Genomic DNA, 24,604 nt, shown 5'->3' on the forward strand with positions numbered 1-24,604 from the left:
ACTTTCCATGATTCAAAATTAAGTTTGAAAAAACGCGTTCTTGTTGTTGGCGCAGGCCTTGTGGGTATGTGTACCGCTTTGCGTCTTGCTCAGGCAGGAGTGCAGGTTGTTTTAGCCGATCAAGCGAAACCAGCTACCGGTGCAAGCTGGGCGGCAGCAGGAATGTTGGCACCTGCATATGAGGCCGCGCACGAGCCAGAAGCTCATGCTGACCTATTTGAACTTTGTATGGCGGGGGCTGATATTTGGCGTGATTTTGCGCCGTGGCTGCAAGCTTATTCTGATACCTCTCTTGATTATTTTGGCATGGGAACACTTGCATGTGCAGTGAATGCAGAGCAGGTCATTCGGCTTGACCGTCTCGAGGAAGCATGTCGAGAGCGTGAGGTACCTGTTCGGCGTTTAACGGGCAAGCGTGCAAGAGCAATTGATGCATCCCTATCTTCTGCACTTGAGTCAGCATTGCTGCTGCCAACGGATCAACAAATTGATAATTGGGCAGCAATTGGTGCGTTGATGTCTGCGCTTGCGAAGGCGGGAGTGCAGCTTTTACCAGACACGCCTGTGAAACATCTCCACCGATATGAGAATGGTTGGCGCGTGAGGGGTGTGGGTGATTTTGATAGAATCGTTTGGACTGCGGGCGTCGGCACTAAAGAAAGTGTGTATGTGGATGGTGAGCTCACACAGCTTGTCGATGAGGGCTGTATTATCCCAGTAAAAGGGCAAATGCTTGCCGTTGATCCGATTCTGGGGGCACCTGAAAAGGTTTTACGGTTTGGAGCTGGTTATATCGCTCCAAAATCGACCCGTATTGTTATCGGTGCAACATCTGAATGGGGCGTATCTGACAAGATTGTTCAAGACTCTGATATTCTGGCATTGAAAAACGCAGCGGCAGAAATTTGCCCGATATTAGCCGAAGCTGACGTGAAAATGTCGTGGGCTGGGGTGCGACCTGGAACAATAGACCACGCGCCGATTATTGGCTGGAGTAAAGTTGAGGGAATCGCTGTTGCAGCTGGACATTACCGCAATGGAATTTTGCTTTCACCATTGACTGCGGATATCATTGTGAAATTGCTGCTTGAACAGGAATTATCTACGTTGGAGCAGAAGTTTTCGTTAGGGCGTTTCCAAAGGTCAGTACCAGCAGAGAGCACTTCTGAGAAAGTGTTGCCTTAAATAAGAGCTGACTCGCGGCGGTCTCTTCCTTTATAGGATGGATCATCAACACGGCGTCTGTCAGGCCCGAAATAAGTTGGCGTTTTTACAAATTGACGGCGGTGGTTGATGACAGAGATCAGTCTTTGCCAAATGGCGTCTGGTCTTACGGGCTTTGTCAGAATTTCATCAGCCCCAGCATTGATGAGCTGATAAATACATGAGCGCCTTGTGTCGGCTGTACACACAATGATTGGGATCATTTTGTTGGGACTATCATCAGCTCGGCGGATCATTGTGATCAGCTCAGTGCCTAAAATATCGGGCATAACAACATCTACGACGGCAATATCAACGCTATAATCTCTTAAAACCTCAAGTGCACTGGCTGCATCTGAAGCTTGTAGCACCTTGGAAACTCCAAAGCCCTTCAAGATTGTTTGCCAAATCTGACGCATATTCTGGTGATCATCTACGACCAAAATGTTGACAGAATTAAAAGAAGTCATTGTGAAAGTCCTGCATATTATGACCCTTGGTTAGACAGGAATTTGAAAGCATTTGAAAGAGGGGCACTGCTATTCCAGCAAGAGTTGATAAAATAGAGGTGTGGCAAACTTCGTTTGTTAACGGAAGATTGACACTGATTGAGTAATTTTACGTTTGAATAGAAGGTAAAGTTCACTATGGATTCAATGTCTCGCGCTTCGTCAGCGGTTGGTGCACACTCTCAGAACCTTGATCCCAAGGCTGCTATACGCGTGGCCGCAAAAGAGACGGGCGCAGATTTCAGTTACTTACTGAAAACAGCCAAGCGTGAGTCTGGGATGGACCCTACCGCTAAGGCGACGACATCTTCTGCGACTGGTTTGTTTCAATTCACAGACGATACTTGGTTGCGGATGATTGATCGCTATGGCGCAAAGTATGGTTTGGACGATGCTGCAAATTCCGTTCAAATTGGAGCTGGTAGGGCAGTTGTTGCAGACCCAAAGGATAAATCGGAAATCCTAGCGATGCGAGAAGACCCTGTTATGGCGTCACGTATGGCAGGTGAGTTGGCCAATGAAAATGCTACAATATTGAGACGCGGAATCGGGAGGGAACCCACCTCCAAAGAATTGTATGTTGCCCACTTTATGGGGCCTTCTGGGGCGGTTGAATTGATAAACGCAGTGCAACAAGGTTCTACACAAAAAGCGGAAGACCTGTTTCCTGCGGCTGCACGCGCTAATCGCGCGATTTTTAATGAAAGAAGTGGGCAGGCACGCTCTGTTGCAGGGGTGTACGCACATTTAACAGGTGGACAAGCGCCTCAAGCAGAAAATACGCCGGCACAAGAAAAGACGCCGGTACAGGATGTTGGTTCGTATATGGCGTCTTTTCAGTCCGACGTTTCAAAAATGCCCATAGCACCATCAAATGGAATTAAAATGGGAGTGCAGCTAAGCTCTACAATGGTGATGACACTGCTTGATTTGCAGTCGCGTCATTTTGAGAATGCTGAAAAACAACAAGAAGATAAAGTTTCTATCCATAAAACTTAAATGTTATAAAAGCTTCGTTAACGATAAAAGCACATTGTGTTTAGGCGCTTAATCGTATTTTGGGAGCGCTGTTTACCATAGGTTAGTGTAATATGTCTGTCGCCACTATGCGTTCAAATCTCACTCAAGATGATATTCGCCGCCTTGTTAAAGGGGCAACCCCTGAAGCGCGAGCGAATGCGGCTCACAAGATTTGTCGTCGGATTGATACAGCTAAACTGTCTCCCAAAGATCGTGAAAATGCCGATCAGATCATGCGTATCCTAGCCGAAGATGCTGCCGCACTCGTGCGTCGCACACTTGCGGTTACGCTAAGATCATCGCCCAATTTACCGCGTGATCTCGCTGTACGCTTAGCGCGTGATATTGAAAGTGTCGCTACACCGATTTTGAAACACTCTCCTCGTCTTTCAGAAGATGATTTGATTGAGCTGTTGCTTGCTTCTTCTCCTGAAAAACAAGTTGCGATTGCTGAGCGTGATACGGTGTCAGAAGCTGTGGTTGAAGTGATTGCTGAGCATGGAAACAAAGAAGCGGTTGAGGCAGCTGCTCTGAATGAAGGTGCCGCTTTTAGTGACCGTGCATATGAGACAACTCTCTCTCGTTTCAACCAAGATGACGAAATAAAAGGCGCTATCATTTCGCGTGAGCGCATACCAATTCATATCGCTGAGAAATTGGTGTCACTGGTTACAGGTGAATTGTTTGACCGTCTTGTAAATGACCATGAATTGCCGCCTCAATTGGCTATCGAGATTGCGTCGGGTGCACGTGAGCGCGCGACATTGGATCTTGTGGAGCAGGCTGGTAAAACAACTGATCCAGGTCAGTTTGTTGCGCACCTAAATCTAAGTGGGCGTATGACGCCATCACTCATTATGCGGGCTATGTGTTTGGGGCATATGACATTTGTTGAGTGGGCATTTGCCGAATTGGCGGGTGTGCCTCACTCAAAAGCATGGTTGATGATTCATGACGCAGGTAATTTGGGGCTGAAAACCATATTCGAACGTGCAGGTTTGCCGAGTGGCATGTTCCCAGCCTTTAAATTAGCGATAGAAGTGTTTCACGAAAATACGATGGATGGTGGGGACGGGGATCTTGTACGTTTCCGCAAGAGAATGACTGAAAGAGTGCTGACACAATTTCAAGCCATTCCGCGTGCAGATCTTGATTATCTCTTAGATAAGCTAGATTCACTTGATGAAGCTTATCATGGAAATCCGAGGAAGCATGCTTAGTTTGCTGCTCTAACGTCTCAAACTTAACCGTTGAGGCGAGGGTTTACTGCGTATTGAATGCCTTGATTGCTAAGGTCTTCTGCATCTTGCCAAGCGGCATTTTCAACAAAAAGAATGGCACCAGAGCCATAAGCATTTTCAATTCGGTCTGAAGATCGTGGAAGATCTGAAATCGTGCGTGCATCAAGGCGGACAGCTTCAACAACAGAACTCATATAGGCCCCAAAAGGGCTTTTCCATGATTGGCGTGCATCTATGCCTACGCGGAAACCACGCGAGTAAAAGCTTTCAATATAGGCGGGTGCGATATCTTCAGCTTCATAAATGGCTGCATCAGGAAATTCGATGCGAAATTCTTGTAAACATATGTTTGCGCGGCGTGCTCCAGCCTCTGCTGCCATAGGTGCGTCAGGATGTGTGAGTGCTGCTAAAGGGGCAACGATGGAGATGGGGCGTGCATCCATGCCGGATTCGTTGGCAAGGCGGCCTACGCGTTCAATCTGATTTCCAAGCCATTGAGCTGGGCTTTCTAGGTTTGTCTTGCCTGCTGCAAATCCAAAAAGGGCAGCTTCCTCATAGGAGGTTTCAGTCTGTGCGTCGGCACCAATAACTTCACCTGATTTAAGGTCGTGAATACGGGCAAAACGGATTTTAGATTCGCGGATAGGCGCGACTTTATTGTCGTTGGCGATGACTTTGAACGGGGAGGCGAGGGTCATAGCTTGGTCCATTATTATTATGTTTATGGAACCAAGTTAACAGAATGAGTTTTAAACTCCGCGAAGTTGAGGTGCGTAATTTAAAACAATATCGCATAAGAATAGTTAGGATTTAGCAGTATTTTATTAAGCTTGACCGTCTGTGATGATGGAGTTTTTCGCTTCAAAGTCTGAAACTTGAGTTTCCATTTCCGTCACCAGTATGGAGCCTACAGGGTGCTCCTCGGTTTTGATGTGGCCTTTAATTGCAGCGCGAACGCCATCAATGTGAGCGCGGATCAAGTGCTCTGGAGATTTGGAGCGATCTACTTCATCATTTGTCAGTCGACATAATGAGGCTGCCATACGTCCAACAAGTGGGTATTCATATGTTTTTGCAAGGCCTTTAAGGTCGTGCGCAACAGCATGAACGTTCGTAACGGCTTGAACTTTATCACTTGCATTGGAAAAGCTCTGCCACGCTTCTTCAAGACGCTTGAGTTCGTCTTCAATCCAGTCTTGAAATTCTACAGATAGTTTGGCCAAGGCTTGGTCAGCTTTTGCTATCGCGCGTTTGTCCATTGGCGAGAGGCTTCCACCGACTTTCGCTTTCAACGCGTTTGGGGGCGTAAAAATCTCGATTGGTTTGGCTTTGCTCATTGGGAGGCCTATCTAAAACATTGGTCGAAACAACCATGCAGAGTGCGGTCGTTTTATACTTTTCCATATAACCATAAGAGAATATTGGTTAACAAGGCGTGTGGATAACAATTGCATTTGCGGGATATTAGAATGCAAATTGTTCCTGAAGGATACGATCATCAAGCGCGTGACCTTCGTCAAACAGTAGCGTTAGCGAATTTTGGCGGTCTTCTCTAACTTCTACAATGCTCACATTTCTCACTTCTTGGGTGTCTGCTGTTGCTGCAACTGAGCGACGTTCGCCTTCAATTGTTTCAAAGCGAACAACGGCATCATGACGCAATAGTGCGCCTCTCCATCGGCGCGGCCGGAAAGGCGAGATGGGCGTTAGTGCGAGCAGATTGGAGCGGATTGGAAGAATAGGACCGTGCGCTGATAGATTATAGGCTGTTGACCCAGCAGGGGTTGCGACAAGAACGCCATCACATGCCAGCTCATTTAAACGTTCTTTGTCGTCCACGAAGATGCGAAGTTTGGCTGCTTGAGCGGATTGGCGGATGAGTGAAACTTCATTGATAGCGCGGTATGTGACTTCGCTTCCATCAAGTAAAGTTGCTTTCATTACAAGGGGGTGAATGATTGCACGTACAGCAGTATCAATTCTCTCTAGTAGATTGTCATCAGAGTAGTCATTCATCAAAAAACCAACTGACCCCCGATGCATTCCGTATACAGGAAGGTGATCTTGAAAGCGCGTATGTAGTGCTTCCAACATTGTACCGTCGCCGCCAAGGGTAACTACGACATCGGCGGCATCCAATTTGGTTTGACCATATCGCCGAGAAAGTATTCCAAATGCTGTTTGCGCTTCTGGGCGTTGGCTTGCGATGAAGTGGATGCGGGGGGATGACGCATTCATGTCGGTTATCTCTCTACTTTGCGCTTCATCTTATTGATTTTGTCTTTGAAAACATATTTTTCCGAAGCTTGAAAGGATTGACGAATATATGACGTTGTTCGTCAAGCTTTATAAAAGCATTCGCTTGCAACTCATAGGCGAACACGCTGAAAATATAGGGGAAAGTGTTTGTTTTTACGAATTTATTGTCGCACCAATTAAGTAATCGGGCAGTTGGGGTGTTTGAGATGGGGCGAGTTAGCGTAAAAACTATAGTGACGACAGCGACAACGGGGTGTTTGAAGGCCTTGTTTCTTTCGGATGTTGCGCATGCAAGTGCGTGGACATTGCCAAAGAATGCTGGCTACCAATCGTTAAATGTTGGGTATGAGCGCGGTGATTTTGGGAAAAATTGGCGCCAAGATAGTTATCTTGAATTTGGTATGACAGACGATTGGACAGTGACCGGGAAGATGGAAACTGTTTGGCGTGCAGAAGCAAATTATAATGATCGGTCATCAGGTCAAATCGGCGCAAAGCGAGAAATATGGTCCAAAGATGCATGGCATATGACTGCGCAATCTACTGTTTACGTTGGAGAAAAGCTGGATGACCAGTCTTGTGGCGGTTTCGGAGGTGAGTTTGGAGTGGCTGCTGGATACTCGCAAGGGTGGAAAAACTCTAAACTGTATGGTTTTGCAGAAATCGCAACTGGCGCGCGTCAAGGGTGTGAGCATGTCACTGTTGACGCAGTTGTTGGGTATCAACCGGATGAGAAGTGGGATGTGCAAGTAAAAGCGTTTAGCGAGCAATATCCAGGGAGAGAATTTGCAAAGCTAGAGGTTGGGGTAAGTCGTCGTTTTGGGAAGAGCTATATGGGCGTAGGAATGCGCCAGGAGATGAGTGGTGCATTTGAAGAAAACAGCGTCTTCATGTCCATTTGGAAACAGTTCTAAGACGCTGTTATTCTACGTTTATTTTGACTATTCTGCGGAAGCTTTCGCTTCTGGTGCAGTTTCAATCATTAAGTAAGCAATCAAATTCGTACGCTGTGTTGCGTTTGAAATACCTGCGAACGTCATGCGGTTGTTTGGTAGAAACTCTCGTGGGTTTGCAAGCCATTGGTCGAGCTTTTCTGGTGTCCATTCAAAGTCGGCTTCTTGTAGTGCTTTGGAGTACTTAAACTTTTCGGCCTGTCCAACTTTGTGGTTGAACAAGTTAAAGAGGTTCGGGCCAACGCGATGGCCAGCGCCTTCATCTAGGAGGTGACAAGAGCGGCAAGTTGCATATTGTCTGCGGCCTTTGTCATAATCAGCAGTATTATATGGGGCAGGTAGAGCCGCTAATTTCGCTGGAATCGGGTCTTCTGCTACCTCTGTGTTTGCATTCTGACCGGCTTCAGATGCGACGGAGGTGTCTGCTTGGTTTGCTTGTGATTCCGTTGCGCTGGGCGTCTGTTGTGTCGGTGTTGTAGTCTCTTGTTGACCACAGGCGATTAAAAATGGTGACGTTAACATCGCGAATGCGACAAAACGGAATTTAAACATGCTATCTGGCTCCTTAGGTACGTGACCCGCATTTCAAACAAGTGTATCAGACAACCTAAATGCCATCCAATTCCTTATGAGTGGTTTATCGTCGCAATTAAAACGCCAAACTGTTGGTGAAGTTCCAGAATGCAGGGGAAGACAGAATAGTATGACAAACACATCGACAGGAAGTCACCAAGCTTTGAAAGACATCGTTCGTGAAGATGGGCGTGGCGAGCGCTTCGTCTGGAAAGGGCCACATGTTGAGGCCGATGTAACACGCCAGCCTTTGTCTGAAGCTGGCTATAAATCAATGCTCAAATTCGCAGAGGAGCAAAAGCTTGCTGACGCGATTAAATCTTTGTTCGCGGGTGACAGCATTAATGGTTCTGAGCAACGCCCAGCACTGCATTGGGCATTGCGTGGCAATGCAGCTCACTTGGCGAAATCGGCTGAGTTTGCAGAACAGGCCAAAGCTTGCGGTGAATTTGCAACGAAAGTGCGCTCAGGTGGTTTGGGATATAAAGTAAAAACAATCTTGCACATTGGTATTGGTGGTTCTGATCTTGGTCCGCGTTTGATCTGGGATGCTTTGCGCCCATTGGGACATGAGGGCCCCGCGCTTCGTTTTTGTGCAAATGTTGATCCTGCTGATTTTGCAGAGGCAACAGAAGGATTGGATGCTGAAACAACATTGGTGATTGTGGTATCTAAATCTTTCAAAACACCCGAAACACAAGCAAATGCACAATTGGCACGCGAGTGGTTGATCTCTAAATTAGGTGAAGATCAATTGATGAACCACATGGCGGCGGTGTCTTCAGCACCAGATCTTGCGCAAGCTTGGGGTGCGCCAGCGGATCGAATCTTTCCGATGGATTCTGCTGTAGGTGGTCGTTATTCTGTGTGGTCTTCTGTTGGGCTATCTTTGATGATCGCACTTGGAAATGAAGCTTGGGCTGAGTTCCTCGGTGGTGGGTCTGATATGGATGTGCACTTTAGAGATGCGCCTTTGGAAGAGAACTTGCCTGCGCGTTTGGCGATGATGGATTATCACGTGCACTCACAACGAGGTGTACCTTCACGTGTCGTGCTGGCTTATGCGCACCGCTTACGAAAATTACCAGATTTCTTGCAGCAGCTTGAGATGGAATCCAACGGTAAATCAGCGGCATCAGGTCGTGGTGTGAAAGCTGATATAACTGCACCAATCACGTGGGGTTCTGTTGGTACATTGGGGCAGCACTCATTTCACCAATTATTGCACCAAGGGACGGATCGTTCTGCGGCGGAATTTGTTGTGGCAATGAACGCTGGTGTGAATGAAGGGTATAAAGCAAACGGTCAATCTTTGTTGGCAAATGCATATGCACAAGCAGAGGCATTTTTGGTTGGCCGTTCTGAGGCAGAGGCAGAGGTTCAGCTGCGCGAGAAGGGCGTAGATGAAGCGACTATCAAAGCGCGCGCACCTCACATGCACATGGAGGGCGGACGCGCATCTTCAATGTTTATTCTGGATGATATCTCGCCGCGTTCTGTTGGTGCATTGATCGCTATGTATGAACACCGCACGTTTGCCTATGGCATGCTTTTGGGCATCAACCCGTTTGATCAATGGGGTGTTGAGCTTGGTAAAGTGATGGCTGAGGAAATTGATAACGCAATTTCGGGCACATCAACGAAAGACCGTGATGCAACAACATTGCGTTTGATCAAGAAAACACAAGATGCGCGTGCGTAGCCTATCGCATTAGGTTTATTTATTTGGCTAGCTTGTTGTGATGTGAAGCGACAAGCTGGCCACAATTTATTTATTTGCTGTCGCTACATCTTGCGAGATTAGGGCAGCTTGCTTACATAAAATATATGACCAAAGAACAATTAGCAGCTTTATTTGAGAAACACGATATGCGCTTTACCCGCCCACGCATGGCGGTTGCGCAATTGTTGTTGATGGATGGTGAGGACCGCCATGTTTCTGCTGAATGGGTTGCGAACCAGTTGGCTCAATCTAATGAGAGTGTCTCTTTGGCAAGTGTTTATAATACGCTCAATAGCTTTGTTGAGATTGGCGTATTGCGCCAGATACATGTGGGCGGATCGTCTATCGTGTTTGATACGAATACACGTGAGCACCACCATTTTCTAAAAGAATCGACCGGCGAATTGATTGATATTGAGGCAAGCGATCTTGTCGTATCGAAACTGCCGACGCCGCCAGAGGGTAGTGATATTAAAGCAGTTAGCCTCATCATTCGTATTGATTGAGCGCGGTTTTACAGCTCTCCTAAGCTTTAAAAATAACTCGATTTACGCTCTGATATTTTAAGGGATGCGCGATCATACAGCATGTCTAATAACTGGCTGGCGGATTTTCCCCGAATATCAATAGATGTCGCCAAATTGTTGTCTTTGAGCACTTTTTTGATTTGAGATGGTTTCATTGGTGAAAAGACCGAATAGAAAGCGGACTTGTCTCCATCGGCTGCAAGCACATAAGGGTTTGCAACATCTGCTTTTGTAGCGTCTTCAAACACAACTTGCCCGCCCATTGCCTTGACTAAGCGACTAGCAAATTGCGGATTTGTACGCGCTTCATCTCTTACTTCATCGAAGAAGCGATCGAGGAATGCTACTGCGTCTAATCTCGGATCTTCTGCCATTTGTGTCCTGCTCTTTGACGTAGGAAATCTGTGAACCGCTCGGCTAGTCGTGAAACATCACCTTTTACGCCACCGTATTTCCCACGAAAAGTATCGTAACTATCGGGAGCTGCCCGGTCCATAGCGTTCAAGACATGGACAGACTCGGGAATTTTTGGGCCAAACCATCTACCTTTAAGGTAAATATCTTGTAATTCAGATGCAACCTGTTTTGCATAGGACGTGTTTCTAAAGCGCGTAATCAGTACAAAATTACGTTCTGCAAGATCGGGTGCGATGTTCGCGCCAACCCAATCAGAAAACTGTTTTGTGCCCCAAGTTGATACAGCATCAGCGATTGTCGGCATGACAAATACGTCGGAAAGCGACAAGCCAGCGCGCGATAACGGGGATAGATGTGGTGGGCAATCTATTAGGATGACATCATAATAATTGCGCAAAACATCAAAACCTTCTTTGAAATGCTCGGCGAGTTTTTGAGAAAGTGACGTTGGCGTACCGGCTTTTGAATACCAGTTCTCCTCTAGCCCCATTTCTTGTAAGCGAAGGTGAGGGTGTGACGGCAAAGCGGAGATCCAACCTTTGCGTTCATCATTTTCTTCGGCAATGCGTAATTCTTCAAGCGTGACAGCATTTGGCATAATGAAGTCTGCTGCGTGGGAGGGGTCACCATCTATGAAACCACGTAAAAGGTGGGTTGCACCTTTACCTTGCTCGTATGCCATTTGAACGCCGCGCTCTGTTAGAAGCATTTGGCTGGAATTGGCTTGGGCATCGAGGTCTACGACACAAACATTGAGGCCATAAAAATAAGCCAAACCATCTGCAAGCATAACAGTGGTCGTGGATTTACCGACGCCGCCTTTGAGGTTTGCTATAGCTGCGATGATCGCTGTCATTTTACTAAGAACTCTCCCAATCGTCTCTTGCCGCTTTTGAATGGGGCAAAAGCCCGTCATCAACGCTGACAAAGTATTGTAAAACTAATAACGTCAATTGTCGCTTATACCAGCCTTGTGACTGAGATTTTTTTTGTTTTTGAGAGATGATGCATTATTTGCGATTATTAAGAAAAGGCTTACTGAAAATTTATACCCTCTGGGTCTATATGCACGCAATGAAGAGGTATGACTGGCTTTGTTCTTGCAGACTTCTGTATAAAAAAACATCGCTTCGATAAAATCGGCGGTGATAAAAGTGGAGTACATTGCATGCTAAATAAAGTTGATCTTGCAAAACAGACCTATGCAGTTATCCCAACTTTAAATGAAGAACACTATATTGAGACGTGTTTGCGCTCTTTGATGGTGGGAGATGCGGCGTTGTCTCACGTTCAATTCGTTGTGGTTGATGGCGGTAGTGATGATAAGACTGTGCAAATTGTCGAGCGATTGAAAGGTGAGTTTTCCAATCTATCCGTTTTGCACAATCCTAAAAAATTGCAGGCAGCGGCATTAAACTTAGCAGCGGAGCAGGCACCAGATGGCGCTAAGATCATGGTGCGGTGTGATGCGCATTCTATTTATCCGCAAGACTTTGTTTTGACTGTGGCTGGTAAACTCGCTGAGATTGAGGCTGCATCTGTTGTTGTACCAATGGATGCTGTTGGAACACAGGGATATCAAGAGGCGAATGCGTGGGTTGTAGATAAACCGCTTGGAAGTGGTGGATCATCACATAGAGGCGGTAGCAAGTCTGGCTATGTTGATCATGGTCATCATGCAGCCTTTGATCTGGAGGTGTTTCGTAGCCTTGGCGGGTATGACGAAAACTTCTCGCACAATGAAGATGCTGAATATGATCACCGCGTGAATGAGGCTGGTCACAAAGTATATATGTATGCGGAGGGACGTATTGAATATATGCCGCGTCCGACATTTCGAGCGACGTGGAAGCAGTATTTCAAATATGGCCGTGCGATGAATATGAAAAAGCATGGAACGAAACCAAAATTGCGCCAAGCTATTCCGATTATTAATCTGGGTATTATGGCTGCGTCCGTCGTTGCGTGGGGGGTATTAGCGGCAACAAACTCGCTGCTTGCATTCCCGTTGATTACTCTGATGACCGCGATGCCAATCGTTTATTTGAGCGTGTTGGTTTTGGTGGGGCTTGTTTGTGCGGTTAAGCTGAAGAAAATATCGGGCCTGAATGCTGGGCTTGCATTGGGGGCGATGCATAACGCATGGGCATTAGGTTTTTTAAAGGGGTATTTGTTTGTTCCTGTTGAGAAACAAGCTATTGAAGTTACCGTTTAAATAGATCAGCACATTACAAATGATAGAGCTGATCTCGCAGTATAAGATTTGAGAGACCACTAAAAAAAGCGACATAGTTTTATCCTATGTCGCTTTTTCTATGGTTTGGGACGCTTATATCGCGCGTTTAATTGTTGTTCTGCGCTGTTTTGGTTATTTCGCCATTCTCTATGAGTTCGACAACGGATTGGCTTAGCAATTCTGGCTTGTCCGAGCATTTTTCGGCGGAATCATCATTGAGCCTTGTGTAGGACACACATCGAAATACCGCGCTGGCACCGTCTGCAAATCGTGCTTTGCCATGCCATTCAAAAATATTGCCCGTCCAAATTTGCATCATGAGACGTTGAGGTGCGTCTGGAATGTCAAAATCGCGATCCGTGGCTGTAAACATGAGTTTGTCATCGATAAACCAACGCACTTCCGTAGGGGTCCATTCAAAAGCATATAGATGGAATTCTTCAGATGCGTCGTAAGGGAGTTTTATCGTGTGACCGCCCATTTCTCGGCCATCGCGATAAATATTGAATTGCACGCTTTGGGTATCTTTGCCGAGGAATTCTATATCAATCTCGTCGTGAGGGTCTTTAAAATAGTCATTGGTGTGCGTGAAAAATCCGGTGACAATCCCTGATCCTGGCGCAGATGTCATGATCGTCTCGTAACGACCGTATTGTGACCAACCCTTTTTTTGGTACTCAGCGCCACTAAATGGTTTTTTAGCCATTTTTCTGTGTGTCAGAGCAAGCGCAACATCACCATTTTCCATGAAAATAGTATTGTCAGTTGTCCACCCATTTTGGAAAAAGTCGTCTTCAATGATGAAGTTGGAAATATACCATTTGGTATAGTCATGGCCGGCTTCAAATGTTTTTACGAAGGAGTCGAGTAATTCGCGATTATTTGGATTGCTATAGGGGATTTGGTCTGAGTGAATTTCTGAGTTTGCTTTTTCAGCAGATGCGAAAACACCAAATGTTGTAACGCTTGAGGCGGTCAACAGGGCAGACAAGCTGACCATTAGTAAACTGCCAGAAAGTTGGCGTGACTTAAAGAAATTCATTTTAGTGTTATCCAATTAAAAGAGGTGTCCGCCTAGAATACGCAAGATACTAGCCAAACAAATTCGATTTGAAAACAAATCAACAGGAAAAGCTAAGGGTTATTGAAAGGGTTTTGTGTTTAATTGTGGCTTGAATTTGAGTTAACGCTATTTCTTTTACCTAGAGGTGCAATGCGACCTTAATGTGGACGTATTGGGTGTTTCAATGTGGTTCACATGACGGTAAGTGAGGGCATGGCTCAAAAAGGGCATCATTCTTGTATTAATGCTGTTTAAGTTGCTCAAAGCGTACACTGTGTAGGGTTTGAGATATTTATTGAGGTTTGTATGTCTGTTTCTTCGACAGCTAATAAAAATTTTTCAGATCCACTGAAGCATCAGATGATTCCTATACGTATTCCTTTTGAGGGTGCGAAGTGGGAAATGCTGCTCGTGTCTGTCTGGTTTTTCGCTACTGCGACAGAATTGGAAGGAATGGGGCCGCTCAGATATTTGTGTTTTGCTGGGTTTTTGGGAAGTGTTGCCCTTAATCAAGCGTTTTTGCGCCCGTATGCACGCCATCTTTGGTTTTTGTTTCTATTCCCTGCTTGGGTAACGTTTTCTGTAATGTGGTCACCAAATTCAGCGACGGCGCTGAAATTTGGTTTGATGCATATGCTCGATATTATCCTCCTTATCTACATAGCAGTTCGATTGAGCCCGCATCAAATTATACGCTGTCTGTTTTATGCCTATATTCCTGTTGCTTTCGTCGTGTTTTCTCACCTCCCAAACCTTGGTCCTTACGATCTGCCAATGGGGTTCGAGGAGAAAAACCTTGTTGCGAACCGTATGTTCTTCTTGTTCGTTGCCTGTCTCTTTATGGTACTTGAGAGCAAAACACTCATATTTGAAAAGTGGATAGCTGGATTAATTCTGCCGCTAACCTTTCTCAGTATTTTTAAAGTGGAGTCTGCGACCTCACTCGTTCTGGCAATCGTATCTTTCGGTGTCATGTTGATAATGGGAACAGTGTGGAAGTCTGTTACAAAAATTCAATCAGCTTCCGTTGTTTTGATAATTAGTATCGTGTCCTTGGTTGTACTGGGTTTGATTATCGGGATGTCGATGTTTGTCGATGGCCCAGTTGTCGCTTTCCTTGATAGTTTAGGAAAAGATACAACCCTTACTGGGCGTACCGAATTATGGGGATTTGCACAGGAATTGATCCCAGAGAATCCGATCTTTGGATTGGGAGCTGAGGGTTTCTGGCAGTTAGGACGCGGTGACGCTGAGGGCTGGTTAGAATATTTCTTCAAAGAAGAATACACGCGGTTTTCTTTCCATAACTCCTATTTTGAGATCACAGTTCATCTTGGATTGGTCGGACTGAGCTTTATGTTGATCGCGCTGGCATTTGTTCTTTGGCGTGCCATAATAAATTGGTTTCGCAGACAAGATTTGAGCGCATCATTTTTCCTTATGATTACACTCGTGTCGTTGGCACGTTCCATGACGGAATCTGATTTGTACAATGTGTTTGAAATGAACAAAATTATGCTCTTCTTGGGTGGTCTTACAGCGTTATCTTTCAAGACTGTTTTAGTTCCAAAGAGTTATTTTGAAAAGAAACCTGCGCAAAACCTAACAATCTCATCACAGTGGAAAGAGCTTGCACGAGAAAAGTGATCTTCGTCTCGTAAAAAGGTTTCGATTTTCAATTTTTAAAATGCAGTTCGAGGGTGTTGGGCTGTGGGGTAGGTTATGACTTTTCAAAAAGATGTAAGTGTAATTATCGCAGCTTGGCGTGCTCAAGATTATATACAAAATGCGATAGAATCGGCGCTCTCTCAAGAAGGAGTGGAGATTGAAGTTATCGTCGTGGACGATGCATCTCCTGATCGCACTTCTGAAGTTGCTAGGGCATGTGGAGAGGGTGATGACCGTCTGCAGGTTATCAAAATGCCCCAAAATGGTGGACCGTCTAAAGCACGCAATCAAGGAATTTCTGTAGCGCAAGGACGCTACATTGCTGTGCTTGATGCAGATGATACTTTTCTGCCAGGAAGGCTTGCTCTGCTTGTTAAAGCCGCTGACGATGAAAAAGCTGATATTATCGTTGATAACATCGTGCGCGTTGATGGGCAGGGGCAATCAATTGAAGCCGGACCTTTTTTGACGCAGCCTGAATTCTCAAAACGACACGTTATCTCACTAGAACATTATATTCGTTGCAATATGATCATGTCGGATGCACCAGCGTTGGGCTATTTAAAGCCATTGTTCTCGAGTGCATTCTTGCAGGCGCATCATCTAAGCTATGATGAGAGTTTGAGAAATTCAGAAGACTATTATCTTGTCGCAGACATCCTAGCGAAGGGTGGAAAGATGACTTTTGAGCCAATTGCAAAATACGCATATCGTGTGGAAGCTGGCTCGATTTCTCATAGGTTGAATACGCAATTAACTGAGCGCCTTGTGGATGCTGCTGTGAGATTTGATCGCCGTCATGGGGATGCTATGTCTGCCGCCGAAAAAGATGCAGCGCGATTGCATCGTGAGAGATTAGAAAATACGCACGTATTTCAACAAATAGTTGAATATTTGAAAGCAAAACGCTTATTAGGTGTGCTAGCAGTCATGGCACAACGCCCGCGTGCTTTGAGTTTTGTTTTTGGACAGTTTTTTAAGATCGCTAAGGAAAAGCTACACAAATTAAAATAAGAATTTTGTATTTTAAGTGTTCATGTCAAAAAATGCACACATTTGTGCCAGATCTGAACACGCCATAGTATCGAACTCTTGGCTTTTACATTACGAAAACGAAATGTTGAGGTGTTTATGTTTGTTTTAGCAAAATAGATTAATAGTTTGTTTTGTAATCTCAATCGGACGTGAATACTTAACGATGAATTCTTCTATGCAATTGAACCCGATTTAAGGTGTCTAAGTGTTAGAAGGTTACAAAAATACGGATTTGGCGGATAGGTGACGCTAAATTCTCGGGTTGGCGCTATTTTTTTCAAAAAATGTCGTGAAAACCGAATAATTCTCACCTGTGGTGAAATCTTGGCCTCGAAATTGCTCCAGTTGGGGAAATCCAGGTCTCGCGCATGATGTGCGAAAACTAAAAGGGAATGCTAGTGTCCAAATTGATCAAAGCTATTAGTGTTGGCGCGCTGACAACGGTTATCGGGACTCAAGTTGCAGTCGCTCAAGATAACATGTTCAGTCGTGACCGTATTGTCGGAGCGGGTGAGCACTACCTTCCGGAGTTTGAGCCGCGTGTTGTTCGCGTTGGCACCTTCAAGTTTCAACCCGAGCTAGGGCTGGGCGTTGAAACAAATTCAAATATTTATGCACTTGAAAATGACGAACAGTCAGATGTGATTGTCGCGGTATCACCTGCGTTTAATCTAGACTCTGATTGGAGCCGTCACGCTTTGGGTGTGACAGCTGAAGCCAAGCACAAAGAATACACTGACAATGGTGATGAGAGTCACACAAATATCGGTGGTTTCTTACGCGGTCGTTTGGACGTGACACGTGAATTCAACTTCACTGTAACTGGTAGCGCACAAAGCTTGACTGAGCAGCGCGGGATTTATGGTGGAAGTGTTGACCTAGACACTTCGCCTGCAGAACCAGCTGAATATGATGTTGCAAGTTTTGGTGGAGCGGCAAATTTCGAACGCGATGCTGTTCAATTGTCACTTGGTGCAAATGTACGCCAATTGTCATTTGATGATGTACGTTTGAACAATGATTTCGTCGATGACCGTTCTTTCCGTGATTTTGATGAGACCGAAATAAAAGCGCGTGCTGGGTATGCAATCAACCCAGACATCGCAGTGTTTGTGCAAGCGCTGACATATGAGCGTGATTATAGCCAAGACATTAACTTGGCTGATACAAACCCAAACAACGACATTCGTCGTGATGCAGAGGGTTACCGTGCTACAGTTGGAACAAACTTCCAGCTATCTTCTTTGATACGCGGTGAAGTTGCTGTTGGGTATTTGTTTGAAGAGCGTGAAGATGCACGTTTTGAAGACATTGAAGGTCTCGCAGTTAATGCGGATGTTCAGTGGCTTCCAACACCTTTGACAACACTTTCTTTGGGTGTGGATCGGTATTCATCTGATACTGGGCAAATCGATATTCCATCTGCTCTGGTAACAAGTGGTGAAGTTCGTGTTGATCACGAATTAAAGCGTAACATTCTTTTGACAGCATCTGCTAATGCAGGTGTGGAAGAGTTTGACGGTAACAATGCAATCGCTTCTTACAATCAAGATTTCTACGATGTAGGCGCTGGGGCTGTATATAAGCTAAACCCAAATGCGCATCTTGATTTCAATCTTCGTTACTACAACCGCGATTCAAGCAATGAGACTCGCGGACGTAATTTTGACCAAACAATTGTAGGTGTTGGCTTGAAGCTCTTCCCATAAGGGAAGGGCCGCAAGGCAATAGAATTTATTAAATAGTATAATAACAGCTATATAGCGCTGAAGGACCAGAGTTTTGACCAAGGCATATCCTTATCCAATTGAATCGAACGCGATAAGTTCGTTTCCAGGCAGCCAGAGCGGACCAAGCCAGGTGATTAGTCTTTCACAGGTGGTTCGCACGGTAAGACGTAACCTGATGCTTCTCTTGATTGTTGTGGCAGCCATTTTTTCCATCGTGGCCGTGATGACGTTTCAGATGGTTCCAATCTACCAAGCATCTGCAAAGGTGATTGTTGATCAGCGTGAAAATAGTGTTCTTGATGTCGGCGTTCTCTCGGGATTGCCGGCAGCTCCTGGTGTTTTTGAGACCGAGCTTGAAATCATTACAAGCCCAGTTCTTCTAAAGCGAGTTGTTCGCAAATTGGAACTTCAGAAATATCCTGAATTCAACCCATCTCTTTACGTGCCAACTTCAATGGAAGTATTCAAAGGGCGCGTAACCGATGTGATCAAATCTCTTATTCCTGGTTCAAAAGAAGAGATAAAAGAAGAGGCTGTTCTTACTGAAGAAGAAAAGGCTCAAGCTGTAATTGATCAAGCTGCACGCATTTTGGCAGACAAAGTTACAGCTGAACGTGATGGTCGTAAGTTTCTCTTTTTGGTGACAGCTAGCAGTGTTGATGCGGAGCGTTCTGCACTGATCGCTAATGCTGTTGCAGATCAGTACCTTGTGGATCAGTTGGATACCAAATTTGATGAAACACGCCGTACGAATGCTTGGTTGGATGAGCGTTTGTCAGGTCTTCGTCAGGAGCTAAATGTTGCTGAGAGCGCTGTAGAGGCATATCGTTCTGCGAATGGTTTGCTCAGTACCAAAGGTAGCACGCTAACAGAGCAACAGATTTCAGATATTACAGCTCAAATGATTACTCAAGAAGCTGAGTATTCAGAAAAGCGTGCACGTTTAACAGCTGTTCGTAATTCTCTAAATGCAGGTTCAGGTGCTGAGGGCATGTCTGAAGCTCTGCAATCAGATGTGATCCGTAATTTACGTACGCAACAAGCTCAAATCACACGCGAGCGTGCAGATCTTGAAACAAAGTATGGGCCACGTCACCCTGATGTGATCTCTATTGTTGGTGAAGAAAAAGACCTTCGTGCACAGATTGACGCTGAAATCCGCCGTATTGTGTCTAGCCTTGAAAGTGAAGTCTCTATTGCGCGTCGTCGTTTGGACAGTTTGCGTGAAAGCTCAAACAACTTAAAATCTGAACTTTCTCAAAACAACCGCGCTACAATTCGCCTTCGTGAACTTGAGCGTAATGCGGATGCATCTCGTACATTGTATGAAGATTTCTTGTCGCAGTTCAAAGAAACAAACCAACAAGAATCTATTCAAGATGCCGACTCTCGTGTGCTTGCATATGCGGATGTTCCACAATCTGCTGCATTGCCTCGTAAAGCTGTAAACCTCGCACTTGGTCTTTTCCTTGGTGTGGCTGTTGCTGGTGCAATTGTTCTGATCATGGAGTTGTTGGACAACCGAGTGTCTTCAGGTGAAGAAATTGAAGAGCGTAATGGTGTGCCATTCCTTGGAAATGTTCCATTGTTGCCGTCAGGTATTGGTTCTAAAGTTCAGCCGGGTAAGTACTTAATTGAACACCCAATGTCGGCTTTTGCAGAATCGATGAGAAACCTTCGAGCTTCTGTGAAGTTTGCCAATATTGATAACCCTGCGAAGCTGGTTACTGTGACGTCTTCTTTCCCTGCTGAAGGTAAAACAAGTCTGTCTCTTTCCTTGGCGCGTATATCAGCAATGACTGGTTCTCGCACTCTTGTGATTGATGGGGATTTCCGTCGTCACCAATTGACTGAAACTTCAGGTCTTAAACCAGAAATCGGTCTTGTTGAGTATTTGTTGGGTGAGGTGGAGCTTCAAGATGCAATCCATCGTGATGCCGAAACAGAGCTAGATATTCTTCCTCTTACATCTACACGCAAAACATCACGTGATGTGTTTGGATCGAAAACTTTTGATGCGATGATTGAACGCTTGAAGGTCGATTATGATCTAATCATTGTGGATACTGCGCCAATCTTGCTAATGGCAGAGACGCGTGTCATTGCGGCTAAGTCTGATCAGGTTCTAGTGGCTGCTCGCTGGCGTCGTACAAGCCGTGCAGCATTGACGCAGACATTGGGTGTCTTACGTGAATTCAATGCGAATGTTGCTGGTGTTGCACTGACATTTGTTGACTTGAAACGCTTATCTAAGCACTCAGGTGCAGCATTGAGTAATTACAAAGCTTATTCAAAGTACTACATCAACAACTAGTGTTTTTGAAAAAAATTGAAACGCCCTATTTATGTACTCAACATAAGTAGGGCGTTTTTTTGTTTTCCCCAAAAAAGAGAATATTGAGGGGAGTATTCGTCTATATTGGCTTTGATTTTGCTAAATAGGAAATAGACCCAAGAAACTTGTCTCGTTTTAAGCGAGTATGGAGAGCCGATTGATGAATGAACAATCCAAGCGTTTAGCAGTGTTTGTAACCAACCGTCGCCTAGATGATATGCGTTCAGGAAGTGCTGTTTACCTACGCACGTGCATGGATGCTGCTATACAGGCTGGTTATGAGGCACGAATTGTGTGCATTCCCGAAACAGCCATAGGGAATAAAGTTTGGTGTAAGGTTCAAAGTGAATTTTCTGATCGTGCTGAAATTCTGTGGCCGTCTACGTTTAAGGTTGGGCAAACTTATGTGTCTACATCACCTTCAGTATGGGGGCGATTTATCTGGCGGTTAGGTGTTGCAGGACTTTCAAAGCTCAAAATGAATCTTGGCGGCTTAACTAAAGTTAGATCGTCGCTTGGGGTTGTTCCTTCAATTTCAGAGCTACAACGGACTGCAAAGATCGTAAAAGATTTAAAGCCAGAGATGGTAGTGGTTGAATATTCTTCGCTTGGTCCTCTTTTTTCTTTGCTGCCTGATGTGAAGAGCAAGATTGTGTTTCATCATGATCTATTTTCTCATCGCGCAAAAACCTTTAAAGAATCGGGCAGAGAGCCAGATCATTTTGAATTGAGCTTTGATGAAGAATTGGCGAGATTCAAGCACGCGAATGGCTTTATTTATGCGTCGAGGAATGAACTAGAAGCGGTGAAGAAACAGCGTCCTGATGCGATCCATGCGTGGCTACGTCCTATGGTCACGACGCGTCGAGATGCGCTTAAGCCGCGTGATGAGGCGTGTGCAGTTTATGTGGGAGCAAATCATGCAGGTAATCGCGATGCGCTTGTGCACTTCCTAGATGAAATTTGGCCGCTTGTTTTGAAGGATGTGCCATCTGCTAGATTAAAGGTTGTTGGTGATATTGGGCATGCCACGCCAAGCGCGGCTACAACAGCGAATGTTGATGTGCTAGGACGTATCCCTGATCTTGCTGATCTTGCTGGTCCAGATGCCATTGGAATAGCATCTACACGTCTTGCGTCTGGAGTATCCATCAAAATTGCTGAATATTTGGCTTTGGGGATGCCGGTTGTGTCTTATCCAATGGGGGTGGACGGGTTTGGTTCTGCATTGGATGCGGCGGTCTTACGTGCTGATACGCCGCGGGAATATGCTGACCATATGATCGAATTGTTCAAATCAAAAGAGAAGCGGGCGCAATATGCAGAAGCTGCTTTTGCAACAGCTGAGACTGAATTATCTCACGCAGGATTGGATTCGCTTTTTGTCGTGAATTAGCACGACATTCATATCAGATAACAAAGGCAGCCGTTTCCAATAGGAGCGGCTGTTTTTTGTGCGTCATGCAGTCAGATTGACTGAACAATTCAGTCAGTTCGCAGATGAGCGTAAAATAATTGAATGGGGAAGTTGTTTCACTTTATCTAGTGAAATCAATCTTCAAGATGGTGCCGGCTGCAAGAGTCGAACTCGCGACCTGATGATTACAAATCAACTGCTCTACCAACTGAGCTAAGCCGGCACACCTTGAAGAGGTGCTGTAGTTAGTCTTTTGCGCGGCGGGACGCAAGCCCTTTTTTTAGTTTTTTTGAAAAATATTTCCGCGCAGTACAAAGACGGTGTTTTTATCTAGTCAAAGAAGGACAAAATGACAGCGCTAATCACATATCCAATGATTAAGTGTCCTGAATCAATCCAAAGTAAAGTTAGGGGTTTCGCCGCATAAATATGATCGTATGCGAGTGTGGTCACCGAGAAACCTATCGCAAGTAAACAGGCGAGCCCCGCATATGACATAATTGTAGAGGCACCCGATGTTAGTTGGCGCAATATAATGGCGAGAACTGTAACTGTTATTAGGGTCGTGACGAAACCTAGCCCCATCGAAAGTCCTGGGTTTGCATCAGGGAATGCTTCATACCATGCGCTTTCCAGACGTTCGGGAGTCATTTGGCGAATCGAATCAAGGTCGGCAACGCCGCTCATAGCCAAGGTTTGCGCTGTCCATTCGGCTTGGAAGACCAGACCGTAAAATACAAACCCCACCATATAGAAAGCGATTGTCGCCAATAGGACGCCAACTACATTTATTCCACCGATTCTTGGCATCTTTTTACCCTCCTAAGAAACCTGCTCTTTTCTTTTAGCCCTTTAGCGCGTTAAACAAGGCGCTATTGCCATTTAATGAGGTCATGCATATCTGCATTCTCTACGACCTTATTGTCACTGTACTCTATTATGACAGAAAAGTAATATGTCACGTATTCTGATCACTTCCGCGCTTCCATATATCAATGGTGTCAAACACTTAGGTAACTTAGCTGGTTCGATGTTGCCCGCAGATGTGTATGCGCGGTTTAAAAGGCTGTTGGGTGATGATGTTTTATATATCTGTGCAACTGATGAACACGGTACACCTGCAGAATTAGCAGCTGCGAATGCTGGCACAACCGTTCAGGAGTACTGTGACGAGCAGCATGATATTCAGAAAAAAGCTTGTGAAGGTTTTGGCTTATCGTTCGATTGGTTTGGACGTTCATCTCGTGAGCAGAATGCAGTGCTAACTCAGCATTTCGCACAGAAGCTAGAAGAAAATGGGCTGATAGAAGAGCGCACATCTAAACAAGTGTATTCGGTCGATGATGGCCGTTTTTTGCCGGACCGCTATGTGGAGGGGACATGCCCTCATTGTGAATACACGAAAGCTCGTGGTGACCAATGCGATAGTTGTGGGCGCTTGTTAGATCCCGTGGACCTTATTGATCCATATTCGTCCGTGTCTGGATCTAAGAATATTGAGATACGAGACACGGTGCATTTGTTTCTTCTTCAAGAAAAAATGCAAGATACAATCCGTGCATGGGTGGATGAAGCGGAAACTTGGCCCCAATTAGCGCGTTCGATCGCTTATAAGTGGTTGGATGAAGGGTTGCAGGATCGCGCTATCACGCGCGACTTGAAGTGGGGGATTCCAGTCCTAAAGGATGGTAAGGTTCGTCCAGGATTTGAAGAAAAAGTTTTCTATGTTTGGTTTGATGCGCCAGTTGAATATATTGCAGCGACGCAAGAATGGGCGGAAGCTGGCGAGGGGCGCGATTGGGCTAGTTGGTGGCGAAAAGACAAGGGTGCAGATGATGTGTCCTATGTGCAGTTTATGGGAAAGGATAATGTTGCCTTCCACACTGTTTCGTTTCCGGTCACTATTTTTGGTTCTCAAGAGCCTTGGAAAACTGTCGATAAGCTCAAAGCGTTTAATTGGGTGACGTGGTATGGTGGTAAGTTCTCTACGAGCCAAAAGCGCGGTGTGTTTATGGATCAGGCGCTTGATCTGCTTCCGTCCGATTATTGGCGTTGGTATCTGATTGCTAATGCGCCAGAGGGATCAGATGCTGGTTTTACTTGGGAAGGCTTTCAGTCAACTGTAAATTCAGATCTTGCCAATGTGCTCGGTAACTTTGTCAACAGGATCACTAAATACACAGTTTCTAAATTTGATGGAAAATTGCCGGCTGAAGGGCAAGCTGGTGAAGCAGAAGCTTGGATCGAGAATGAGCTTAAAACACGGTTGCCAGTGTTGATGTCTCATTATGAGAATATGGAGTTCAGAAAAGCGGCAGCGGAGACGCGCGCGATTTGGGCTGCGGGCAATGAATATCTTACAAAAGCTGAGCCGTGGGTGAAATACAAGGCAGATAAAGATGCGGCAGCTGTTGGGGTTCGTTACGGCCTTAATCTGGTCGCGCTGTTTGGTATTCTTGCATTGCCGATTATACCGGACGCAGGGCGAAAAATTCTCGATGCATTGAGTGTTCCTGAGGATCGTCGTTCTTTTCAATTTGGGGATGATATTGGCGCGTTATTAAGTGCGCTTCCTGCTGGAATGGATGTTACTCCACCAGACGTTTTATTTGCAAAGATCGAAGATGGACAGGTTGCTGAATGGACTGAGCAGTTTGGTGGCGGGGAATAACCCCGCTTACCTAGCTAGATTGTA

Annotated in this window: 22 protein-coding genes and 1 tRNA gene; 13 read left to right on the top strand and 10 right to left on the bottom strand. The window is 45.4% G+C overall.

Going from position 1 to position 24,604, the window contains the following annotated elements:
- The first annotated feature begins 24 nt into the window (after positions 1-24).
- On the top strand, positions 25-1,185 hold the full coding sequence (locus ACFQS8_RS00145; protein WP_382164553.1) for an NAD(P)/FAD-dependent oxidoreductase: 1,161 nt from the start codon (positions 25-27) through the stop codon (positions 1,183-1,185).
- Here the strand turns inward: ACFQS8_RS00145 and ACFQS8_RS00150 are convergent.
- Positions 1,182-1,673 carry a response regulator gene (locus tag ACFQS8_RS00150; protein WP_382164555.1) on the bottom strand — a complete coding sequence of 164 codons (492 nt, stop codon included), beginning with the start codon at positions 1,671-1,673 and terminating at the stop codon, positions 1,182-1,184. The genes ACFQS8_RS00145 and ACFQS8_RS00150 overlap by 4 nt on opposite strands.
- Positions 1,674-1,850: 177 nt before the next feature.
- Between ACFQS8_RS00150 and ACFQS8_RS00155 the strand changes: the two genes are divergently transcribed.
- Positions 1,851-2,711 carry a transglycosylase SLT domain-containing protein gene (locus ACFQS8_RS00155; protein ID WP_382164557.1) on the top strand — a complete coding sequence of 287 codons (861 nt, stop codon included), beginning with the start codon at positions 1,851-1,853 and terminating at the stop codon, positions 2,709-2,711.
- Positions 2,712-2,803: 92 nt separating this feature from the next.
- Entirely contained in the window at positions 2,804-3,952 is a 1,149-nt protein-coding gene (spbR, locus tag ACFQS8_RS00160) for a SpbR family protein (protein ID WP_382164559.1), read from the top strand.
- Positions 3,953-3,975: 23 nt separating this feature from the next.
- Here the strand turns inward: spbR and ACFQS8_RS00165 are convergent, their stop codons facing one another.
- The 3 genes from ACFQS8_RS00165 to ACFQS8_RS00175 all read right to left on the bottom strand — a co-directional run bounded on the left by ACFQS8_RS00165 (position 3,976) and on the right by ACFQS8_RS00175 (position 6,211).
- Positions 3,976-4,671 (bottom strand): EAL domain-containing protein, encoded by a 696-nt coding sequence (locus tag ACFQS8_RS00165; RefSeq protein WP_382164561.1) that lies wholly within the window; start codon positions 4,669-4,671, stop codon positions 3,976-3,978.
- A gap of 126 nt (positions 4,672-4,797) precedes the next feature.
- Positions 4,798-5,310, bottom strand: a complete 513-nt coding sequence (locus tag ACFQS8_RS00170) for an Hpt domain-containing protein (RefSeq protein ID WP_382164563.1) — start codon at positions 5,308-5,310, stop codon at positions 4,798-4,800.
- 127 nt (positions 5,311-5,437) lie between these two features.
- Positions 5,438-6,211, bottom strand: coding sequence for an NAD kinase (locus tag ACFQS8_RS00175; RefSeq protein ID WP_382164565.1), 774 nt, complete (start codon positions 6,209-6,211; stop codon positions 5,438-5,440).
- A 164-nt stretch (positions 6,212-6,375) separates the two neighbouring features.
- Here ACFQS8_RS00175 and ACFQS8_RS00180 point away from each other — a divergent pair, with 164 nt between their 5' ends.
- Entirely contained in the window at positions 6,376-7,146 is a 771-nt protein-coding gene (locus ACFQS8_RS00180) for a hypothetical protein (protein ID WP_382164567.1), read from the top strand.
- 27 nt (positions 7,147-7,173) lie between these two features.
- Here the strand turns inward: ACFQS8_RS00180 and ACFQS8_RS00185 are convergent, their stop codons facing one another.
- On the bottom strand, positions 7,174-7,737 hold the full coding sequence (locus ACFQS8_RS00185; protein WP_382164569.1) for a c-type cytochrome: 564 nt from the start codon (positions 7,735-7,737) through the stop codon (positions 7,174-7,176).
- A 151-nt stretch (positions 7,738-7,888) separates the two neighbouring features.
- Between ACFQS8_RS00185 and pgi the strand changes: the two genes are divergently transcribed.
- Both pgi and ACFQS8_RS00195 read left to right on the top strand, forming a co-directional pair.
- Positions 7,889-9,460: a glucose-6-phosphate isomerase gene (gene pgi / locus ACFQS8_RS00190; protein ID WP_382164571.1), complete on the top strand. Its 1,572-nt coding sequence runs from the start codon at positions 7,889-7,891 to the stop codon at positions 9,458-9,460.
- Positions 9,461-9,585: 125 nt separating this feature from the next.
- The gene (locus ACFQS8_RS00195; RefSeq protein WP_382164574.1) at positions 9,586-9,987 is read left to right on the top strand and encodes a Fur family transcriptional regulator; all 402 of its coding nucleotides are present in this window, start codon (positions 9,586-9,588) and stop codon (positions 9,985-9,987) included.
- 26 nt (positions 9,988-10,013) lie between these two features.
- Here ACFQS8_RS00195 and ACFQS8_RS00200 read toward each other — a convergent pair whose 3' ends face one another.
- Both ACFQS8_RS00200 and ACFQS8_RS00205 read right to left on the bottom strand, forming a co-directional pair.
- Positions 10,014-10,382 (bottom strand): hypothetical protein, encoded by a 369-nt coding sequence (locus ACFQS8_RS00200; protein ID WP_382164576.1) that lies wholly within the window; start codon positions 10,380-10,382, stop codon positions 10,014-10,016.
- Positions 10,361-11,281 (bottom strand): ParA family protein, encoded by a 921-nt coding sequence (locus tag ACFQS8_RS00205; RefSeq protein WP_382164578.1) that lies wholly within the window; start codon positions 11,279-11,281, stop codon positions 10,361-10,363. The genes ACFQS8_RS00200 and ACFQS8_RS00205 overlap by 22 nt, the downstream gene beginning before the upstream one ends.
- 312 nt (positions 11,282-11,593) lie before the next feature.
- On the opposite strand from ACFQS8_RS00205, the gene ACFQS8_RS00210 reads away from it, so the two are divergent.
- Positions 11,594-12,640, top strand: coding sequence for a glycosyltransferase family 2 protein (locus ACFQS8_RS00210; RefSeq protein ID WP_382164580.1), 1,047 nt, complete (start codon positions 11,594-11,596; stop codon positions 12,638-12,640).
- Positions 12,641-12,767: 127 nt separating this feature from the next.
- Here the strand turns inward: ACFQS8_RS00210 and ACFQS8_RS00215 are convergent, their stop codons facing one another.
- Positions 12,768-13,703 (bottom strand): family 16 glycosylhydrolase, encoded by a 936-nt coding sequence (locus ACFQS8_RS00215; RefSeq protein ID WP_382164582.1) that lies wholly within the window; start codon positions 13,701-13,703, stop codon positions 12,768-12,770.
- Positions 13,704-14,030: 327 nt separating this feature from the next.
- Here ACFQS8_RS00215 and ACFQS8_RS00220 point away from each other — a divergent pair, with 327 nt between their 5' ends.
- The 5 genes from ACFQS8_RS00220 to ACFQS8_RS00240 all read left to right on the top strand — a co-directional run bounded on the left by ACFQS8_RS00220 (position 14,031) and on the right by ACFQS8_RS00240 (position 21,888).
- Positions 14,031-15,371 carry an O-antigen ligase family protein gene (locus tag ACFQS8_RS00220; RefSeq protein WP_382164584.1) on the top strand — a complete coding sequence of 447 codons (1,341 nt, stop codon included), beginning with the start codon at positions 14,031-14,033 and terminating at the stop codon, positions 15,369-15,371.
- Between the two features lie 75 nt (positions 15,372-15,446).
- Positions 15,447-16,406 carry a glycosyltransferase family 2 protein gene (locus ACFQS8_RS00225; protein ID WP_382164586.1) on the top strand — a complete coding sequence of 320 codons (960 nt, stop codon included), beginning with the start codon at positions 15,447-15,449 and terminating at the stop codon, positions 16,404-16,406.
- A 413-nt stretch (positions 16,407-16,819) separates the two neighbouring features.
- The gene (locus tag ACFQS8_RS00230) at positions 16,820-18,136 is read left to right on the top strand and encodes an outer membrane beta-barrel protein (RefSeq protein ID WP_382164588.1); all 1,317 of its coding nucleotides are present in this window, start codon (positions 16,820-16,822) and stop codon (positions 18,134-18,136) included.
- A 73-nt stretch (positions 18,137-18,209) separates the two neighbouring features.
- Positions 18,210-20,471, top strand: coding sequence for a GumC family protein (locus tag ACFQS8_RS00235; RefSeq protein WP_382164590.1), 2,262 nt, complete (start codon positions 18,210-18,212; stop codon positions 20,469-20,471).
- A 181-nt stretch (positions 20,472-20,652) separates the two neighbouring features.
- Complete coding sequence (locus ACFQS8_RS00240; protein WP_382164593.1) at positions 20,653-21,888, top strand: glycosyltransferase family 4 protein; 1,236 nt, start codon at positions 20,653-20,655, stop codon at positions 21,886-21,888.
- A gap of 168 nt (positions 21,889-22,056) precedes the next feature.
- Here ACFQS8_RS00240 and ACFQS8_RS00245 read toward each other — a convergent pair.
- Both ACFQS8_RS00245 and ACFQS8_RS00250 read right to left on the bottom strand, forming a co-directional pair.
- Positions 22,057-22,132: transfer RNA gene (locus ACFQS8_RS00245), tRNA-Thr, on the bottom strand.
- A gap of 107 nt (positions 22,133-22,239) precedes the next feature.
- A complete protein-coding gene (locus ACFQS8_RS00250) occupies positions 22,240-22,719 on the bottom strand; it encodes a DUF1761 domain-containing protein (protein WP_382164595.1) in 480 nt (159 codons plus the stop codon).
- A gap of 145 nt (positions 22,720-22,864) precedes the next feature.
- Between ACFQS8_RS00250 and metG the strand changes: the two genes are divergently transcribed.
- Positions 22,865-24,580, top strand: coding sequence for a methionine--tRNA ligase (metG, locus tag ACFQS8_RS00255; protein WP_382164597.1), 1,716 nt, complete (start codon positions 22,865-22,867; stop codon positions 24,578-24,580).
- Positions 24,581-24,604 lie beyond the last annotated feature (24 nt).

Source organism: Hirschia litorea, assembly GCF_042665075.1.
GTDB lineage: Bacteria > Pseudomonadota > Alphaproteobacteria > Caulobacterales > Hyphomonadaceae > Hirschia > Hirschia litorea.